Below are 15,810 nucleotides of genomic sequence, written 5' to 3' on the forward strand. Positions count from 1 at the left end.
TTTTATTTCTGTTTTTATCCGTGTCCCATCCGTGTAAATCTGCGTTCATCCGTGTCAAAAAAAATCGTGATGACAATACAAGAATTCAAACAACAGGCAAAAAATCTTCTTACAAATTCTCCTTCTGCAGCGCTTGATATAGAAATTTTCCTTTCCCACTTTCTAGGACTTTCAAAAACACAGATACTTATGAAGGCAAAGGAAGAAATCCCGGCGGAGAAGCTTACAATTTTAGAAGATGCTTTGACCCGACGCCAGTCCGGACTGCCAGTTGCCTATATCACGGGGCATAAGGAATTCTACGGTTACGACTATTTCGTTACACCATCAGTTTTAATTCCAAAACCCGATACGGAAATCCTGGTTGAAAATGCCGTAAACTTCCTTTACGAAAAAATCAATGCAAATCCAGACCGTATTCTTACCGTCTGCGATATGTGCACGGGAAGCGGCTGCATCGCTCTTTCAGTTTTAAAATCACTTTATGAGATAAAAAAAGTTCCACTGGAAAGGCTTCCAAAATTCACACTTGTAGACATAAGTGCCCCGGCCCTTGAAATTGCCCGTAAAAACGCAGAAAATCTTCTCGGCAATTCAGAAAATGGCGGCAACACAAAACTCTTAGAAAGAGTCCGCTTTATTCAGAGTAATCTTTTTGAACAGCTGCCATATCAGTTTGATGCAGTTCTTACAAACCCGCCTTATGTTCCAGCATCCTTGACGGACGAAATCTTAAAAGACGGCAGAAGTGAACCCCGCCTTGCCCTGGACGGCGACATTACCATTACCGGCGACCACTCAGAAAGCGACGATGGTCTTGAAATCATCCGAAACTTAATGCCCCAGCTTGGCGAACACATTGCCCCCGGTGGCTTTTTCCTCATGGAAACAGGCGAATACAACATGCGCGGCGCCGAAAATCTTTCATACCGGGCCGGCTTTCGCAATTCGCAGGTCTTTGAAGATTTAGAAGACCAGGAACGCGTGCTGTATGGGGAGAAATAGATTTATTTCTTTAATTTCTTCACATCTTCAAGGAATAAATCAAAATCAGAATTTATCTTCTGAGTCTTATTGAAAATATCATATTCAGCAAAAGCTTTTTCATCGGCTTTATTTCTTGAAATCTTTCCATTTCCTTCAAGAATATCGTACTTTCGGAATTCAAGAAATTCATTAACACTTGCCGCAAACTGTTCCATGTTAAAAGGAATCTCGCGTTCAATCAAATCTTCAATATAATCAAAATAACTGCTCACAGCTCTTTCAAGCTGACGAATCTGCTTTTCAGAAAGATAGTTTTTAGCAATATTCACATCAGATTTCAGAATACGGCCATCAGGAGAATTCTTCCATGTTGTCAAACCCATGTGCTCTTTATTGTGGTCAGCCCTATCATAAACAATTTCAGCCGCAGTCTGCCCTGTAATTGCAAAGTGAAACTTATTCTGAACTGTCGCATAAAACTGTTTTGTAATTTCAGAGTTTTTATCATAATCAATGGAACATTCTGCAAAAATATCTGTAATCTGCTGCCAGATTCTGCGTTCACTTGTACGGATTGAGCGAACTCGTTCCAAAAGTTCATGGAAATAATCTTTTCCAAAAACAGTTTCGCCCTGCTTTAATCGCTCATCATCCATCACAAAGCCTTTTTTGATGTATTCTTTTAATACATTTGTAGCCCAGATACGGAACTTTGTAGCCTTTGCAGAATTCACTCTATACCCCACAGAGATAATGGCATCAAGATTGTAAAAATTTGTAAGAACAGTCTGAGTTTTATTCTCTATTGCACCATGCCTAGTGGTTATTTCCATTTTGGAAACAACCACATCTTCCTCAAGTTCTCCTTCTTCAAAAATATTCTTAAGATGTTTGGAAACCGCAGGAACATTTACATCAAATAATTCTGCCATTGATTTCTGTGTAAGCCAGATAGATTCATCTTTAAGGAGTGCATTTACTTTTACATCTTCTTCATCTGCTTTATAGAGAATGTATGATATTTGTTTTACAAGTTCGTTTGGCATTTGCTTCGTTTCTCCATACTTTAAGTAAAGCAGAAATATGCTAAATATTTAAGTCCTAAATCATCTTCAACAAATCATCCAAATCACCGCCAAGTCTAGATAAAATTTCTTCTTTAAGATGTTCGCGGATTTTCTGTTTACGCTCTTCTTCTTTTGAATCTGATTTCGGCAATGTACTCTGAGATTCTGAATCTGTATTCTCGCGGAACAAGTCTAAAACAGGAACATTCAGAGCTTCGGCGATGCGTTCAATTGTGGAAAGCTTAGGAATATTTTTATAGGTTTCCATAAGACCTATGTAACTTGCAGAAGTACCGCAAAAAATTGATAAACGAAGTTGTGATATTCCTTTTTCCTGCCTAATTCTTCTGATGTTATCGATGACAGTCTTTTCCAATTTTGATATTTCATTTTCCATACTATCAATTCTGATATTCTTTATCCGATTAAAACTTGTCTGTTTGATAGTATTTATGATATATTGTTTTTGATAGTGATAATTAACTATCAAATTATGTAATCAGGTATCATAATGTCATTCATTTCCCTAACATTTGCAGCATTCTTTCTTATTTTTATCTCACCCTATCATCTTGCAGGGCGACTTAAGAAAAATGCTATAATTTCACAACAAATTCTTCTTTTTCTGGCAAGCCTTATATTTTATGCATTTACTGATTTACGTTTTTTACCATTCCTTTTTTACACAATTGTAATCTCCTACTTTGGTGGAAAACTCTGTAAAAACCGCGTAGCTTTCATAATTTCTATAATAGCAACTCTTTCACCTCTTTTGTTTTTCAAATATGCACCGAGCAACTGGCTCAAAGGCATCATTTTTCCACTCGGAATTTCATTCTTCACATTCCAAAGTATCAGCTATATTGCCGACTGTTATACTAAGAAGATTGAAGTTGAGAAAAATCCTTTTTATGTTGCTCTTTTTATCAGTTTCTTTCCTGTGATTTCATCAGGCCCAATTCAGAGAGCGGGCAGTCTTATTCCTCAACTGAAAACTACTCATCATTTTGATTATGCCAACGCGACTGACGGAATGAAACTTTTTGCATGGGGATTATTCAAAAAACTTTGTATTGCAGACAGGATTGCAATATATGTAAATTATGTCTACGGTAATGCAAGTGAAAACTATGGCACAGCAATTTTTTTAGCTACAATCCTTTATTCATTCCAGATTTACTGTGATTTCTCCGGCTACAGCGATATGGCAATCGGCGTGGCAAAATATATGGGATTTGATGTCGGCAAAAACTTTGATCATCCTTATTTGTCACAATCTGTAGGAGAATTCTGGAGACGCTGGCATATTTCACTTTCCACCTGGCTCCGCGATTATATTTACATTCCACTCGGAGGAAGCCGCGTCGCATTACCCCGAATCTATGCAAATCTTTTCATAACATTTTTAGTTAGCGGACTCTGGCACGGTTCAACCTGGAATTTTGTAATCTGGGGATTGTTACATGGATTTTATCAATGTGTTGGAAGAGCTGGAAAGCCTTTTTTTGAGAAACGCAAATTACCTTCATTTATCAAAATTTTTATTACATTCTGTCTTGTTACATTTGCCTGGATTTTCTTTAGAGCTGATAATTTGCAAGCATCAGGATTGATAATCATAAAGATTACGCAAGTTCCGCTTAATCTGATTGATTTTATTTCATTGAAGGGTGAACTGGGGTTGAAAGAAGCTATTCGAATTTTATTTGCATTAAATGAAAATGTCGGTGGATTTCCTTCAATAATTAAAATTGTAATTATAATTCCATTCTTTCTCATTATAAGCATTGCAACAAAACACAAAGACGGATTAACAATTATTAATGAACGTAAATGTTTAATTCGTTGGTTTTATTATTCTGTATTTATTTTTTTAATAATGCTAAATATAAAAATTTCCAATGGAGATTTTTTATACTTACAATTCTAAACGGAGCTAATTCTATGAAAAAATTATTTATAAAATTTTCTATTTTATTATTAATAATTTATATTCAAGTTTTTACATATATAATGATAGGAAAATTTGCAGCACAATTTAATTATGGAATAAATACTTATGAGCAAATAAATGAAAGTTTTAAGAATGCTATAAAAAAAGAATACAACTGCTATTTCTTAGGAAATTCAAGAATATACCGTGGAATAAACCCTGATAAGATTAACTCAATAGAGTGCTATAATTTTGGACATGATAATGATAGTTATAATCAAATCTATTACAAGATTTTATATCTACTCCAAAATAATAAAAATATACGATGCTTATTAATTGGGACCGATTATTTTCAATTCTCTTTTTTAAGTGATACAAGAAGTCATATTTATTCACAACTTTTTCCAAAGAGATATATTTACGATTTTAAGAGAAATTCTTTTTCATACTGGCCACATATTATTCAAAAAAATTATAGAAATATTCAAGATTTTGTTTTTAATGACTCTACAACAATCAATATTTTAAGATATTTTTTTCACAAACCAATATCTTATCAACTTCCTTACTTAAAAGATAACGGTCAGTATATTACTTATGGAAATGCAAAAGGTACTGAAAAAGAACCTCGTGATTATACTATTCTAAATATACAATATGAATATTTTCTGAAAATCATAAAATTATGCGAAAAAGAAAAAATAAATTTATTTGTAATAATGCCACCTTTATGGAAGGCAGAACTGTATTCCCACTCAGAAAATGAAAGAATTGAATTCAATAAAATGATATTAAATACTCTGTCAAATACTTCATTTAGCGGACATTACCTTAATTACAGTGAAGAAAATGGTATATCTGAATACACAGACTTTACAGATACTACACACCTAAATTCGATTGCCGCAGACAAATACAGTGAATACATCGATAAAAAAATTCTGTCGAATATATTCAAATAATACGATTTAAATCTCCACACCCTTCGTAAAAAACAGCGAAATTCCTTCCTTAGGGAATTTTACCTTTACTTCCTCAATCATCGCCTTAATTTTCCGGGCCGCATCACCATCCACATAGGTGTAGAGGATGAAATTCTGTTCCGGCCAGGCGGCAGAGCCCATTTTGCGGGCCTTGAGCCCCTTTCCGTGAACATCATTTAAAATTGTATACTGAATGTCAGGAATATTTTCTTCAAGGCGCTCGATGATATCGTCTTCCACCGACTGATTACTTATAATTTCTGCTCTATATTCTGCGATCATTATTTTTACTCCTGTGAGGGCTCTTCTTCATTCTGCTTTTCATGCAACTTCATTTTCAGTTCTCGTATTTTCTGTCTTCTGTTATTCATAACAAGGCTGTACAAAACCGGAATTACCAGCAGGGTAATGAAGGTACTTGAAGTCAAACCACCAACAACGGCAATACCAATCGGCTGAACCATCATAGACTGGCCTTCGCTGGCAAAACACATAGGAAGCATACCAAGAATTGTAGTCAGCGTTGTCATCAAAACCGGGCGAAAGCGGCTCTTTCCTGCCTGGAAGCAGGCTTCCTTAAGAGCAACCCCGCGTTCACGCAGCATACCGGTATAGTCAACAAGAATAATACCGTTATTTACAACAATTCCGACCAGCATAATCAAACCAACCATAGACATAATCGAAAGTGCCTGCCCGATAATCTTATAGATGAAAACAACACCAATAATCATAAAAGGAATGGTTGCAAGGTTGATAAGCGGAGCCTTAAAGCTTTCGTAAGTTGCCGCCATAACGCCAAATACAAGAATAATCGCCATGCTGATGATTTTAAGGTAAAGCTTCATCTGCTCGGTTGTATCTTTCCATGAACCTTCATAGCTTACGGTTACTGCATCCGGGATAATAAAGGTCTCGTTGATTTTCTGCTTAATCATATTTTCTACGACGTTTGCGTTTGTTGTAGAAAGAATATCTGCAGTAACATGAATGATTCGAGTCTGACTTTCGCGGGCAATGGAAACAGGGCCTACACCTTTTTTAAGGCTGGCAAAGTTTGCAACACTCACCTTACCGTTTGTTCCCTTTACAAATATGCTTTCAAGGTCGTCCATTGTCTTGCGGTCTTCCGGACGGTAAGAAACAACGACGTCATAATCTTTTCCGTTATTGCGGTAAACACAGGCCGTCGTTCCGTTGATGGCGTAGTTAATTTCCTTGGCAACAGTCGTAACATCAACTCCAAAGGCATATGCCCTCTGGCGGTCAATTACAATTTCTACCTGAGGAAGTCCCTTATCCATACTGATGCTTGCCTCGCCAGTATCGCCTAGTTCATCGATGATTGCGCCGATTTTCTGAGCAGTGTCCATTGCCTTGTCCAGATCATCAGAGCGGATTGCAACATCAATATCACTTCCCATCATCTGGCGGCGGAAGCCAGCGCCAAAACCAAATGTAACTCCAGGATACTCATTAAAATGGGCACGAAGTTTCTGCTGGATGGCAGCGGCATTATCAATCTGATGTTTTGTTTCCGGCAAGCTGATTTCTATAGAACCTTTGTTTGTGGCAGTATTTCTTCCCGAACCACCGATAGAAGTCGTAATATTTTTATAGCCCTTAATTTCTTCTTTTACGATATTTTCAAGATCAAGAACAATCTTTCCAGTCTCATTCAAAGGAGTTCCAACAGGCATTGTAATATTCAGGGTAACAGAGTCGTCACTTCCAGAAGGCATCATATTAATCTGCAAAGTTGGAATCATTACAAAAGAAATGATGAGAATACAGAAAGCAACAACAAGAGTTATAAGACGGTTATTCAAAGAAATGCGGAGAAGTTTTCCGTACCAGTCTGTAAGTTTGTTCATAACCGCCTGGAAAGAGCCGTAAAGCTTTTTCAAAATCGGATTTGAAACAGGTTTTTCTGTTCGGTTAGAAAGCGGCAGGAATTTTCCGGCAAGAACAGGAACAAGGAAAATCGCAACAAGAAGCGAGGAAACAAGGGCAATTACGATTGTAAAAATAAGCCCCTTGAACATCTGTCCCATCATTCCCAAATCAGAAATAAAGAAGATAAAAGGAATGAATACACAGATTGTCGTAAGGTTTCCGGAAATTACCGACATCAGCATTTCCTGGCTTCCAAGAATTGCCGCAACCTTAGGCTTAGTTCCTCGCTGACGGTAGGCATAAATATTATCAATCATAACGATTGAAGCATCTACAATCATACCAACACCAAGAATAAGACCTGTCAAAGTCATCATGTTCAAAGTGATTCCAAGGTTACTCATTGCAAAAAGAGTAATGACAATAGAAAGAGGAATAGAAATTGAAATGATGATTGTACTTTTGAAGTTCTGCAAAAAGATAAAGAGGATGATTACGGCAAGGAGCAAGCCCTGCCATGCCGACTGAATCAAAGTGCTGATAGTTTCGCGGATTGAGTCAGTTGTATCCCATACGATTTCAAGGGAAATATCACCCGGAAGACGGCTTGCAAGTTCATTCATCTTTTTGTAAACGTTATTTGCAACTGTTACAGAGTTAGAGCCCGAAACCTTTGTGATTGTAATATAAACACCGCGCTCACCGTTGATGTAAGACTCTGAACTTGCATCTGCATAGCCCATAGTCGCAGTTCCAATATCACGGAGTTTTACCGAATAACCGTTTATTGTAGAAATTACAGTATCGTTGATTTCTTCAACAGAAGAAAACTGACCTGTTGTGCGGACAACGTAGTTTTTATGACCTTCCTGAACCTTACCGCCGCCAAGTTCAAGATTCTGCTTGGCAAGGGCACTTACAACAGTCGGGATTGTAAATCCGTAAGCGGCAAGGCGGTTCTGGTCAAGTTCAACATTTACCTGCTTTGTACGTCCGCCGCGAACTGCAGCTTCTGCAACGCCATCAGCCTGTTCAAGAATATCTGTAATATTGTCTTCTGCAATCTGCTTGATATCGTCTACCGAGCGGTTACCGCGTACAAGAATACGCATAATAGGCATGGAATCGCTGGAAAAGCGCATGATGCTTGGAGTTCCCGCGTTATCAGGCAGGGAATTTGTAATTCGGCTCAGCTTATCGCGGATATTGTTTACCGCCGCTTCCATATCAGTTCCGTAATTGAACTCCATCTGAACCATAGAAGAACTTTCTGAAGAAGTAGAAGAGATTTTTTTAACGCCGTTTACGCTGACAACCGCATTTTCTATAACCTTTGTAACGGTCTGTTCAACGGACTCAGGGCCGGCGTTAGAATAAGTTGTCATAATCATAACGTAAGGGTTGTCTACATCCGGCATAAGGGCAATGGCAACCTTACTGAAGGTAAATATTCCAAGCATTCCCAAAAGTGCAAAAACAATCAGCACTAAAACGGGATGCTCCATAGTTTTTCGGCTTAAACTCATTCTGGGCGACCTCCATCGGCCGGCTTTTCGGCAGCAGCCTGGACAGGACTTCCATTTGTAATATCGCGGATTTTTCCGCCGTCAGAAAGGGTAAGCATACCTTCAACTACAACTTTTTCGCCTTCATTTACGCCATCCAGAATCTGATAGTAACCGCCTATGTTCTTGCCAAGTGTAACCTTGCGTTTCTGAACAGTCTCACCGTCGGTCGTAACATAGAGGAAGTACTCATCGTTGTTATTTACAAGGGCATCCTGCTGAATTGCAATCTGATCTACATAATCAACAGTATAGAGCTTTACTTTTGCAAACATTCCGGCATTCAGGCGAGGATCATTCTGGTCAAAATGAAGGACGATTTCCTTTGTTCGGGTAGAAGAATCAACAACCGGGGAAATGCGGACGACAGTCGCATTAAAAACAGCGCCGGCATAGGCTTCAAAAGAGATTTCAGCCTTCAAACCCAGCTTCAAATCCCCGATATAGCGTTCAGGAACATAAGCCGTAATCTGAAGGTTTGCAATATCACCGATTTTTGTAACGACAGAACTTGTAGAAACAGTTTGTCCTGACTTCATTGGTGTAGAAATAATACTTCCGCTGATTGGAGCGGTAACCGGAGACTTAGCGTAATAACTTCCCGGCTCAGAAGGGTCAACATAAGCGATTACGTCACCGGCCTTTACCTGAGAACCAAGAGACACTAAAGTCTGCACGATTTTTCCGCCGATTGAAGGGAAAACTTCAATGCTGCTCTGGGTTTCAACATCACCGTTTGTAAGAAGATAATCGTGAAGGACAGTTTTTTCAGCTACGACAGTCGTTACAGAAGTTACGGTATTATTTGCGCCGCCGGCAACCATTCCCTTACCTTTGCCAGGTTTTCCGCCCGGACCCCCAGCACCGCCAGCCTTTTTACTGCCTATAATAAAAAAAATTGCGAGAATTGTAAAAAGTATAACTTCGGCAACTATAAGCGGGGTTTTGTTTAATTTCTTTTTTTCATCAAGTGGCATAATTTATCTCCAAAATTAGTTTTCAGATCCAGATTTTGTAAAAGTTCCAAAAGGAAGTCCAAGAGTGCTTTCAAGAGAAAGCGTATTTGAAATAAGGGTAAACTGTTGCTGTGCCAGAGATGTTTTTGCAGTCAGAAGATTGTCTTCGGCTTTCTGCAGGGTCAGCAGGTCTTTTGAACCGTTATTGTAGGCAATGCGGGTCATGTCAAAGGTGCGCTGCATAAGCTGCACGTTTTTCTTTAAAGTTTCCAGCTGAGATTCTGCCTGTAAGATGGTGTTGTAACTGTTGCGAACATTAATTGCGGCGGAAGTTTTTTCATCTTCCAGCTTAAGCTTTAATTCTTCAAGATTTTCCTTCTGAGAAGCAACACTCAGAGCACCGCTGGACCATGGAAGCCAGCCGTCAAGAGGAATTTTCACGCCAAGAGATAAAGTATTGCTGGTAGACAAATCATCAACATCTTTTACTTTTGTCTTTCCATAAGAATATGATGCTGTCAGGCTCGGCCCGTAAGCAGAAAAGCGTGAAGCCAGAAGAGTTGCCTTAGCTGAATCAACAGAATTCTGAGCTGACTTTACAGAAGGAAGATTTTCCAGGTCGCCGTTAAGAACCGACTCCGGAATCTCAAGCTTGCTCACTGCTTCATCAAGATTTCCTTCCAGCTCAATCTGAATTGAAAGCCCTATTCCCAAAATCTGCTTAAAGCTTGCAAGGTCGTTCGTGTAGGTATTTCGCAAAGAAGTGATTGTCGGCTTTTTGCTTTCTACATTGTACTGAGAGTTCAACAAATCTAGTTCAGAAAGCTGACCGCGGTTGTACTTGGAAAGGTTTGCATCGTAAGTCTGCTGGGCAGTTTCCAGGCTTCTTTCCTGAGAAGCAAGATTATCCTTTTCATAGAGAATATTATAGAAGGATTTTCGCACGTTCAGTTCAACACTGCGCAGGGTTGCCTCATAACTGAGTTCACCAGCCTCATAGGCGAGGACGGCACTTTTAATAGAAGAATAAATTGAAGGTGAAAGTCCTACAGAAAGGCTGCCGGAAATGCTTGAACTATAAGAATCTTTTTCCAGATCATCAGTAAAATTACCGCTTACACTTGCAGTCGGACTTATTGAATTCCACGAAGAGTTTTTTTGACGCTTTTTCAGTTTGAGCGAAAGTTCACTTCTTTTTACCGAAACATTGTTCTCAAGAGCCAGCTTTACAGCTTCATCAACGGTAAGTTTTAAGACCGCTTTATTATCATTTTCCTGAGCAAAAAGCCCTGCAGACAAAAAACAAATCAGGGCCGCTGTTAAAATTTTTCTAAACATTATCCTGTCCTCAACTTTTATTATAACAAATAAATGATACAAATAAGTACGAAAATTTTATAGAAAGTTTTGTTATCACCAGCCCTATTTTTTAGGATTGCCTATAAGGCTCTCTTATGTTATTTTTAAATCGGTGGGAAATTAAAAATGGAATCAGCAGATATTTTTCGTTCTAACATTAACGACAAAAACGCTCTTCTAAACGAGTTCTTATCTAAATACGACTACTTCAACGACGAAGACCGGGAACGCATTTCAAAAGCCTGGGCTTTTATGACCGAAAAATGCGGCGACAAAAAACGCAGCTGCGGTAGTCCATATTATCTTCATCCCCTCAGACTGGCAAAAATCCTTGCAGACAGCAAACTTGATGCAGATGCAATAATCACAGGTATTTTACATACAATCCGCGATTTTGGAGTAAGCCCGGAAGCAGCCGGAGAAATTTTTGGCGAACAGATTGAAAAGCTTTTGCAGGGAACAAACAAAATCATGTACCTGCCGATTAACTCAAAAACCCTGCGCCAGGCTGATGCCATCAGAAAGATGATTTTTGCAATGGTAGACGACGTAAGAATCATCCTTGTAAAAATTGCAGACCGCCTAGACAGAATCAGAAACATCAAATCTCTTGAGCCGGAACGACAGCGCATCCTTGCAGAAGAAATCATAGATATCTGGGCGCCGCTGGCTGACCGCCTTGGTATGCAGACTGCAAAAAACGAGTTTGAAGACTTGAGTCTTCGCTACACAAATCCAAAGGCTTATAATCAGATTGAAGCAATTGTTGCCCAGTCAAAGGAAGAACGCGCCGAATTCCTTAATTCAGCCGTAAAAAAGATTCAGCAGAAGGCAGAAAAAACCGGAATCAGCGTTACAATCACAAGCCGGGCAAAGCACTATTATTCGATTTATCAGAAAATGAGAAAGCGCAACAAGAGCGCAAGCGAACTTTACGACCTGCTGGCCCTGCGAATCCTCTGTAATTCAAATGCGGAATGCTATCAGCTTGTGGGAATCGTTCACAGTCTCTGGCTGCCAATGGACGGACGCTTCAAGGACTACATTGCCGTTCCAAAAGCAAACGGCTACCAGTCACTTCATACAACCGTAATCTGCGAAGGAAAGCCTCTTGAAATCCAGATCCGTACTTATGAAATGCACAACATGGCTGAGCACGGTATCGCATCTCACTGGCTTTACAAAAAAGGCACCAACCACGACCTGGTAGAAGCAGACAAGCTGGAAATCTTCAATAAACTTCAGTCTCTTAAGGAAAGCATCCTTACAAACGGAGCCGATTTTGAAACTCTGAAAAACGAGCTTTTGGGCGATGAGATTTTCGTATTTACTCCGGCAGGCGACGTAAAAAAACTCCCGGCTGGCGCTACCGCAATCGACTTTGCTTACTCGGTTCACTCTGCAATCGGTGAAAAAATTGTTGCAGCAAAGGCAGACGGAAAAATCATCCCGATTACAAAGCCCCTTCAGAATACCCAGATTATCGAAGTAATTACAAACCCTCAGGCTCACCCTACGGAAAGCCAGCTTGGAAACGTAAAAACTTCTAAGGCTCACCAGAAGATTCACTCCTGGCTGATGGCTAATGACCCGACTTTCAGCGAGCGCATTGCACTTCAAAATGCGGCAGACTCGGCTGCAGGCACAGGAGAAGGCCTTCTTCAGGCTGGAAGTGTAACGGTTACCCCGCGAAAGCAGCGTAAAAAGCATTACAAAAAAGATGAAGACCACCCGGAAAAATCCGCACGCACCAGAAAGCCGGTTCTTGTTCAGGGTGAAAAGCGCGTTCTCTACAATTTTGCCCAGTGCTGCAATCCATATTACCCGGACGTAATCTGCGGCTATGTTACCCGTACAAAGGGCGTTACGATTCACCGCGCCGACTGTCTCATTTACCAGAGAATACCTGAAAAGGAAAAGAGAAGCGTTACTGTCAGTTGGGATACTGACGCAGAGAAATAAGAGGCGGAGTCACAGTTTCATCTACATCTAAAATGTACCACTTACCGAACTCTCCAAAAGACTTGAGCCCGTACTGAGTTACGTTACCAAAGCTTTCAAGTCCGCCCGGATGATAGTGGCCGCAAAAATATCCCAGAATTTTACACTTAGAAAAAAGGCTTATTAAAATGTTACGTTCCGTTGTGTCGCGAAGGCAGAAAGGCATTATTCCGTAGGCTTTACCTTCGGACGCGAAAGGGACGTGAGTAATAATCAAAGGTCTCTTTACTTCAGAAGTAAGTTCCCGCTTAAGGGAGTTGAGCTGCCTGCTTCCCAAAGTTCCCGAAGCAGTATCAAGCCCGTACCAGACTAATTTTTGAGTTTCAAATTTATAGTAAGAGCAATGAGGGTAACAGTATTTTTCATAATTTTCAAAACCGTCGTCGCGGTATAAATCGTGATTTCCAACTATATTAAAAAAAGGTACATCACAATACTCTTTGATTTTTGAAACAATTCCTGAATAGTGCTGAAATTCTTCTTCTTTTGCTCCGTCTGCAAAATCCCCCAATCCCAGAGCAAATTTTATCTGGGACTTATCATAAGACTGGAACCAGTTAAAAAATTCATCTTCTGTTTCTCTATGATAAAACTTTGCTCCGATATGAACGTCTGTCAGAATCAGCACCTGATATTTACTGCCCGTATTAATTTCACCTATATTCTTCAGCCCCGAAAATCTGTGATTAACGTTGCTGTCACCGCTCCAAAAACCATCAGAAGTTAGGTTGCAGGAAGCAAAAAAGAGAGAAATTACAAAACTGGCAAGGGCAAGTTTTTTCACTAAAAGAAAACTCCCGCATTCACGCGAATTCCAAACTGACTGAAGCTGTCCTGTGGAACAGCCCCGTCAATCCATTTGCAGTAAACTTCCGAGCCCAGCTTAAAATGCTCAAACATGCGGTAAGAAAAACCAAGATTAAGCTGAATTGCCCCGATTAAATCATCCTCAAAAAGAGAACAGTTTCCGGCATCAAAAAAGAAAAGCCAGTCCGCCGTCGGGGTAAAAATACAGCCGACATTCAAGAAGGAAGTATTGTCATCAATCCTGATATTTGAAGGATAGGCATTTATAATAGAATATTTCAGCAAAACGCCGGAATTAACGTAAATCTTCCAGATATTTTTCAGATTTAAGCTGATAAAAGCTCCGGGAAGAACGTTATGCTCACAGGAAGAACCAACATAATCATCAGTGAATTTGTAGTAGTGATACTTTGCGCTGACACCAATGCTGACCAGATCCCAGAAACAGGGAGCATAAAAAGCCTGAAAAGCTATGTCCGTTGATTTTGTATTTGCGTAAAAGCCGCCCTGTCCGAAAAGTTCATTTGCATCAACCCTGGCTACTGTCGCGTAACCCGAATTCTCATATTTTTGAGTATAAAGCAGATTGTATTCAAATCTCTGGGTCAGCGAAATCTTTGGGCGTTCCGGGGTAAAAAAAGAAACTGAAAAAGGTCTTGCAAAAGCAAGAGAAGAAAACATTGCTAAAATTGCAAGAACTTTTTTTTTCATCATTTACCGTCCTGTATCGCGGATTTTTCCTTCAACATAATCCGGGTCAAGTGTTCTAAGAAGAGTTGCGGCAGGAAGTTCATACTTTGTGTAAATTACACAGGGATGACTGTCACAAACCCAGTTTAGTTTAAGTCCTGTTTCGCTGGAAATCAATTCCCAATCCTCAGATTTTACAAGAAGATTGCAGAAAGAGGGCGAAACAAACTCAATTTCATCAGCCGCATTAATTTTATTCATAGCCGTACATTCATATAAATGCCAGCCCTCTTTCTTTTCAAAAGGAATGATGCGGCGGTCCGGGTGGATTTCATAATCCTTTAAGCGGGCCTCGCGGGCATCCGGGTGCATTCCAGCCAGAAGTTCCTCGTTTTCCTTAAAGCGTCTCTGACCTTCATTGTAGATTGCGTCAAAAGCGTCGCCTGTAAGTTCTGCCCCCATCTCCGCCGCAAGCTGATATTTACTGTCGCTGGCGCCGCTGGTAGTTTTGTCGGCATCAGCTTTATTATAGTAGAAACCTGTCGTACTTTCGCGGTGACTAACGTTCTCAAGCTCTGCGATATAAGGAGCCGCTTCTTCTGCGCTGATCTTTCCTTCAAGGGCATCCAGAGCCTTACGGTAAGCGCGGGTAACCATTGCAACGTAATAGGTACTCTTCATGCGGCCTTCAATCTTAAGGGAATCAAGACCGGCAGCCTTCATATCTGCAAGGTGATTAATCATATTAATATCTTTTGAAGAAAGAATTGCGGTAAAATCATCGCCTTCAAAAATCGGGAAGTACTCGCCCTTTCGCTGTTCTTCTTCAATTACAAGATTTCCGCTCTGAGCCAGGGCTTTTGCCTCTTCCGGCGTGATGATATGAGGCTTTCCATCACCAGCTCCGTCTGCCAGGCCCGCAAAAGCATTTTCTCCTACGCGGAAGTTCCATCGGCAGGTATGACTGCAAAAACCACTCTGGGCACTGCGTCCCGTAAGGAAAGCGCTCATAAGACAGCGGCCGGCATAAGCGATGCACATGGCGCCGTGAACAAAAGTTTCAAGTTCCATATCAGGAACGGCGTCCTTAATTCGCTTAATCTGAGCAAGGGAAATTTCGCGGCCTAAAACCACACGCTTAAAGCCGATTGACTTGTACATCTTTACAGCTTCAGAATTCACACAGGAAGCCTGAGTTGAAAGGTGCAGCTCTGCATTTGGAAATTCCTTCTGCAAAAGAGGCACAATTCCAATATCCTGAACGATAAAGGCATCAATCGGGTACTGGCGGAAATAATCGATATTTGCGCGAAGATTATCAATCTCTTCATCATGAAAAGAAATGTTGAGCGCGCAGTGAAGGCGTTTTCCAGGATAAAGTTTTTTAAGTTCAACTACCTTCTTATATTCATCTTCATAAAAGTTGTCAGCCTTAACGCGGAGTGAAAATTTCTTAAGTCCGATATAAGCAGCATCAGCTCCGTAAGCATAGGCATAGGCTAATTTTTCAACATTTCCCGCAGGAGACAATAATTCCATACTCATAAAATTCTCCTTCTAAAA

Annotated in this window: 13 protein-coding genes; 4 read left to right on the forward strand and 9 right to left on the reverse strand. The window is 40.1% G+C overall.

Features of this window, described 5'->3' with window-relative positions:
- Positions 1-69 precede the first annotated feature (69 nt).
- The gene (prmC, locus tag T530_RS13510; protein ID WP_197018241.1) at positions 70-1,005 is read left to right on the forward strand and encodes a peptide chain release factor N(5)-glutamine methyltransferase; all 936 of its coding nucleotides are present in this window, start codon (positions 70-72) and stop codon (positions 1,003-1,005) included.
- A gap of 2 nt (positions 1,006-1,007) precedes the next feature.
- Here the strand turns inward: prmC and T530_RS0104610 are convergent, their stop codons facing one another.
- Positions 1,008-2,033 carry a virulence RhuM family protein gene (locus T530_RS0104610; RefSeq protein ID WP_038073663.1) on the reverse strand — a complete coding sequence of 342 codons (1,026 nt, stop codon included), beginning with the start codon at positions 2,031-2,033 and terminating at the stop codon, positions 1,008-1,010.
- 55 nt (positions 2,034-2,088) lie between these two features.
- On the reverse strand, positions 2,089-2,451 hold the full coding sequence (locus T530_RS0104615) for a helix-turn-helix domain-containing protein (protein WP_027728020.1): 363 nt from the start codon (positions 2,449-2,451) through the stop codon (positions 2,089-2,091).
- Positions 2,452-2,826: 375 nt separating this feature from the next.
- On the opposite strand from T530_RS0104615, the gene T530_RS13515 reads away from it, so the two are divergent.
- A complete protein-coding gene (locus T530_RS13515; RefSeq protein ID WP_197018242.1) occupies positions 2,827-3,984 on the forward strand; it encodes an MBOAT family protein in 1,158 nt (385 codons plus the stop codon).
- A gap of 14 nt (positions 3,985-3,998) precedes the next feature.
- Positions 3,999-4,952, forward strand: a complete 954-nt coding sequence (locus T530_RS0104625) for a hypothetical protein (RefSeq protein WP_027728021.1) — start codon at positions 3,999-4,001, stop codon at positions 4,950-4,952.
- A gap of 6 nt (positions 4,953-4,958) precedes the next feature.
- Here the strand turns inward: T530_RS0104625 and T530_RS0104630 are convergent, their stop codons facing one another.
- From T530_RS0104630 to T530_RS0104645, 4 genes are read right to left on the reverse strand one after another with little or no spacing between them, the layout of a single operon-like run.
- Complete coding sequence (locus tag T530_RS0104630; RefSeq protein WP_038073667.1) at positions 4,959-5,255, reverse strand: PG0541 family transporter-associated protein; 297 nt, start codon at positions 5,253-5,255, stop codon at positions 4,959-4,961.
- Positions 5,256-5,260: 5 nt separating this feature from the next.
- Positions 5,261-8,395: an efflux RND transporter permease subunit gene (locus T530_RS0104635; RefSeq protein WP_027728023.1), complete on the reverse strand. Its 3,135-nt coding sequence runs from the start codon at positions 8,393-8,395 to the stop codon at positions 5,261-5,263.
- Positions 8,392-9,411, reverse strand: a complete 1,020-nt coding sequence (locus T530_RS0104640) for an efflux RND transporter periplasmic adaptor subunit (RefSeq protein WP_038073670.1) — start codon at positions 9,409-9,411, stop codon at positions 8,392-8,394. The genes T530_RS0104635 and T530_RS0104640 overlap by 4 nt, the downstream gene beginning before the upstream one ends.
- Before the next feature lie 15 nt (positions 9,412-9,426).
- Positions 9,427-10,728 (reverse strand): TolC family protein, encoded by a 1,302-nt coding sequence (locus tag T530_RS0104645; protein ID WP_027728025.1) that lies wholly within the window; start codon positions 10,726-10,728, stop codon positions 9,427-9,429.
- Positions 10,729-10,875: 147 nt separating this feature from the next.
- Between T530_RS0104645 and T530_RS0104650 the strand changes: the two genes are divergently transcribed.
- Positions 10,876-12,711: a bifunctional (p)ppGpp synthetase/guanosine-3',5'-bis(diphosphate) 3'-pyrophosphohydrolase gene (locus T530_RS0104650; protein ID WP_027728026.1), complete on the forward strand. Its 1,836-nt coding sequence runs from the start codon at positions 10,876-10,878 to the stop codon at positions 12,709-12,711.
- Here the strand turns inward: T530_RS0104650 and T530_RS13520 are convergent.
- The 3 genes from T530_RS13520 to T530_RS0104665 are packed head-to-tail and all read right to left on the reverse strand — an operon-like array spanning position 12,683 to position 15,786.
- Entirely contained in the window at positions 12,683-13,534 is an 852-nt protein-coding gene (locus T530_RS13520) for a metallophosphoesterase (protein WP_051537825.1), read from the reverse strand. The two genes, T530_RS0104650 and T530_RS13520, sit on opposite strands and share 29 nt — an antisense overlap.
- A complete protein-coding gene (locus T530_RS0104660) occupies positions 13,534-14,271 on the reverse strand; it encodes a hypothetical protein (RefSeq protein ID WP_027728027.1) in 738 nt (245 codons plus the stop codon). Before T530_RS0104660 ends, T530_RS13520 begins: the two co-directional genes overlap by 1 nt.
- Positions 14,272-15,786, reverse strand: coding sequence for a peptidase U32 family protein (locus tag T530_RS0104665; protein WP_038073755.1), 1,515 nt, complete (start codon positions 15,784-15,786; stop codon positions 14,272-14,274). It lies immediately after the preceding gene.
- Positions 15,787-15,810 lie beyond the last annotated feature (24 nt).

Origin of the sequence: Treponema sp. C6A8 (genome assembly GCF_000619925.1) — a bacterium.
GTDB lineage: Bacteria > Spirochaetota > Spirochaetia > Treponematales > Treponemataceae > Treponema_D.

Excerpts from the sequence above, each read along its gene's own strand:
- T530_RS0104640 (WP_038073670.1), bottom strand. The coding sequence starts at position 9,411 with ATGCCACTTGATGAAAAAAAGAAATTAAACAAAACCCCGCTTATAGTT.
- prmC (WP_197018241.1), top strand. The coding sequence starts at position 70 with ATGACAATACAAGAATTCAAACAACAGGCAAAAAATCTTCTTACAAAT.
- T530_RS0104610 (WP_038073663.1), bottom strand. The coding sequence starts at position 2,033 with ATGCCAAACGAACTTGTAAAACAAATATCATACATTCTCTATAAAGCA.
- T530_RS0104635 (WP_027728023.1), bottom strand. The coding sequence starts at position 8,395 with ATGAGTTTAAGCCGAAAAACTATGGAGCATCCCGTTTTAGTGCTGATT.
- T530_RS0104650 (WP_027728026.1), top strand. The coding sequence starts at position 10,876 with ATGGAATCAGCAGATATTTTTCGTTCTAACATTAACGACAAAAACGCT.
- T530_RS0104625 (WP_027728021.1), top strand. The coding sequence starts at position 3,999 with ATGAAAAAATTATTTATAAAATTTTCTATTTTATTATTAATAATTTAT.
- T530_RS0104665 (WP_038073755.1), bottom strand. The coding sequence starts at position 15,786 with ATGGAATTATTGTCTCCTGCGGGAAATGTTGAAAAATTAGCCTATGCC.
- T530_RS0104660 (WP_027728027.1), bottom strand. The coding sequence starts at position 14,271 with ATGATGAAAAAAAAAGTTCTTGCAATTTTAGCAATGTTTTCTTCTCTT.
- T530_RS0104615 (WP_027728020.1), bottom strand. The coding sequence starts at position 2,451 with ATGGAAAATGAAATATCAAAATTGGAAAAGACTGTCATCGATAACATC.
- T530_RS0104645 (WP_027728025.1), bottom strand. The coding sequence starts at position 10,728 with ATGTTTAGAAAAATTTTAACAGCGGCCCTGATTTGTTTTTTGTCTGCA.
- T530_RS0104630 (WP_038073667.1), bottom strand. The coding sequence starts at position 5,255 with ATGATCGCAGAATATAGAGCAGAAATTATAAGTAATCAGTCGGTGGAA.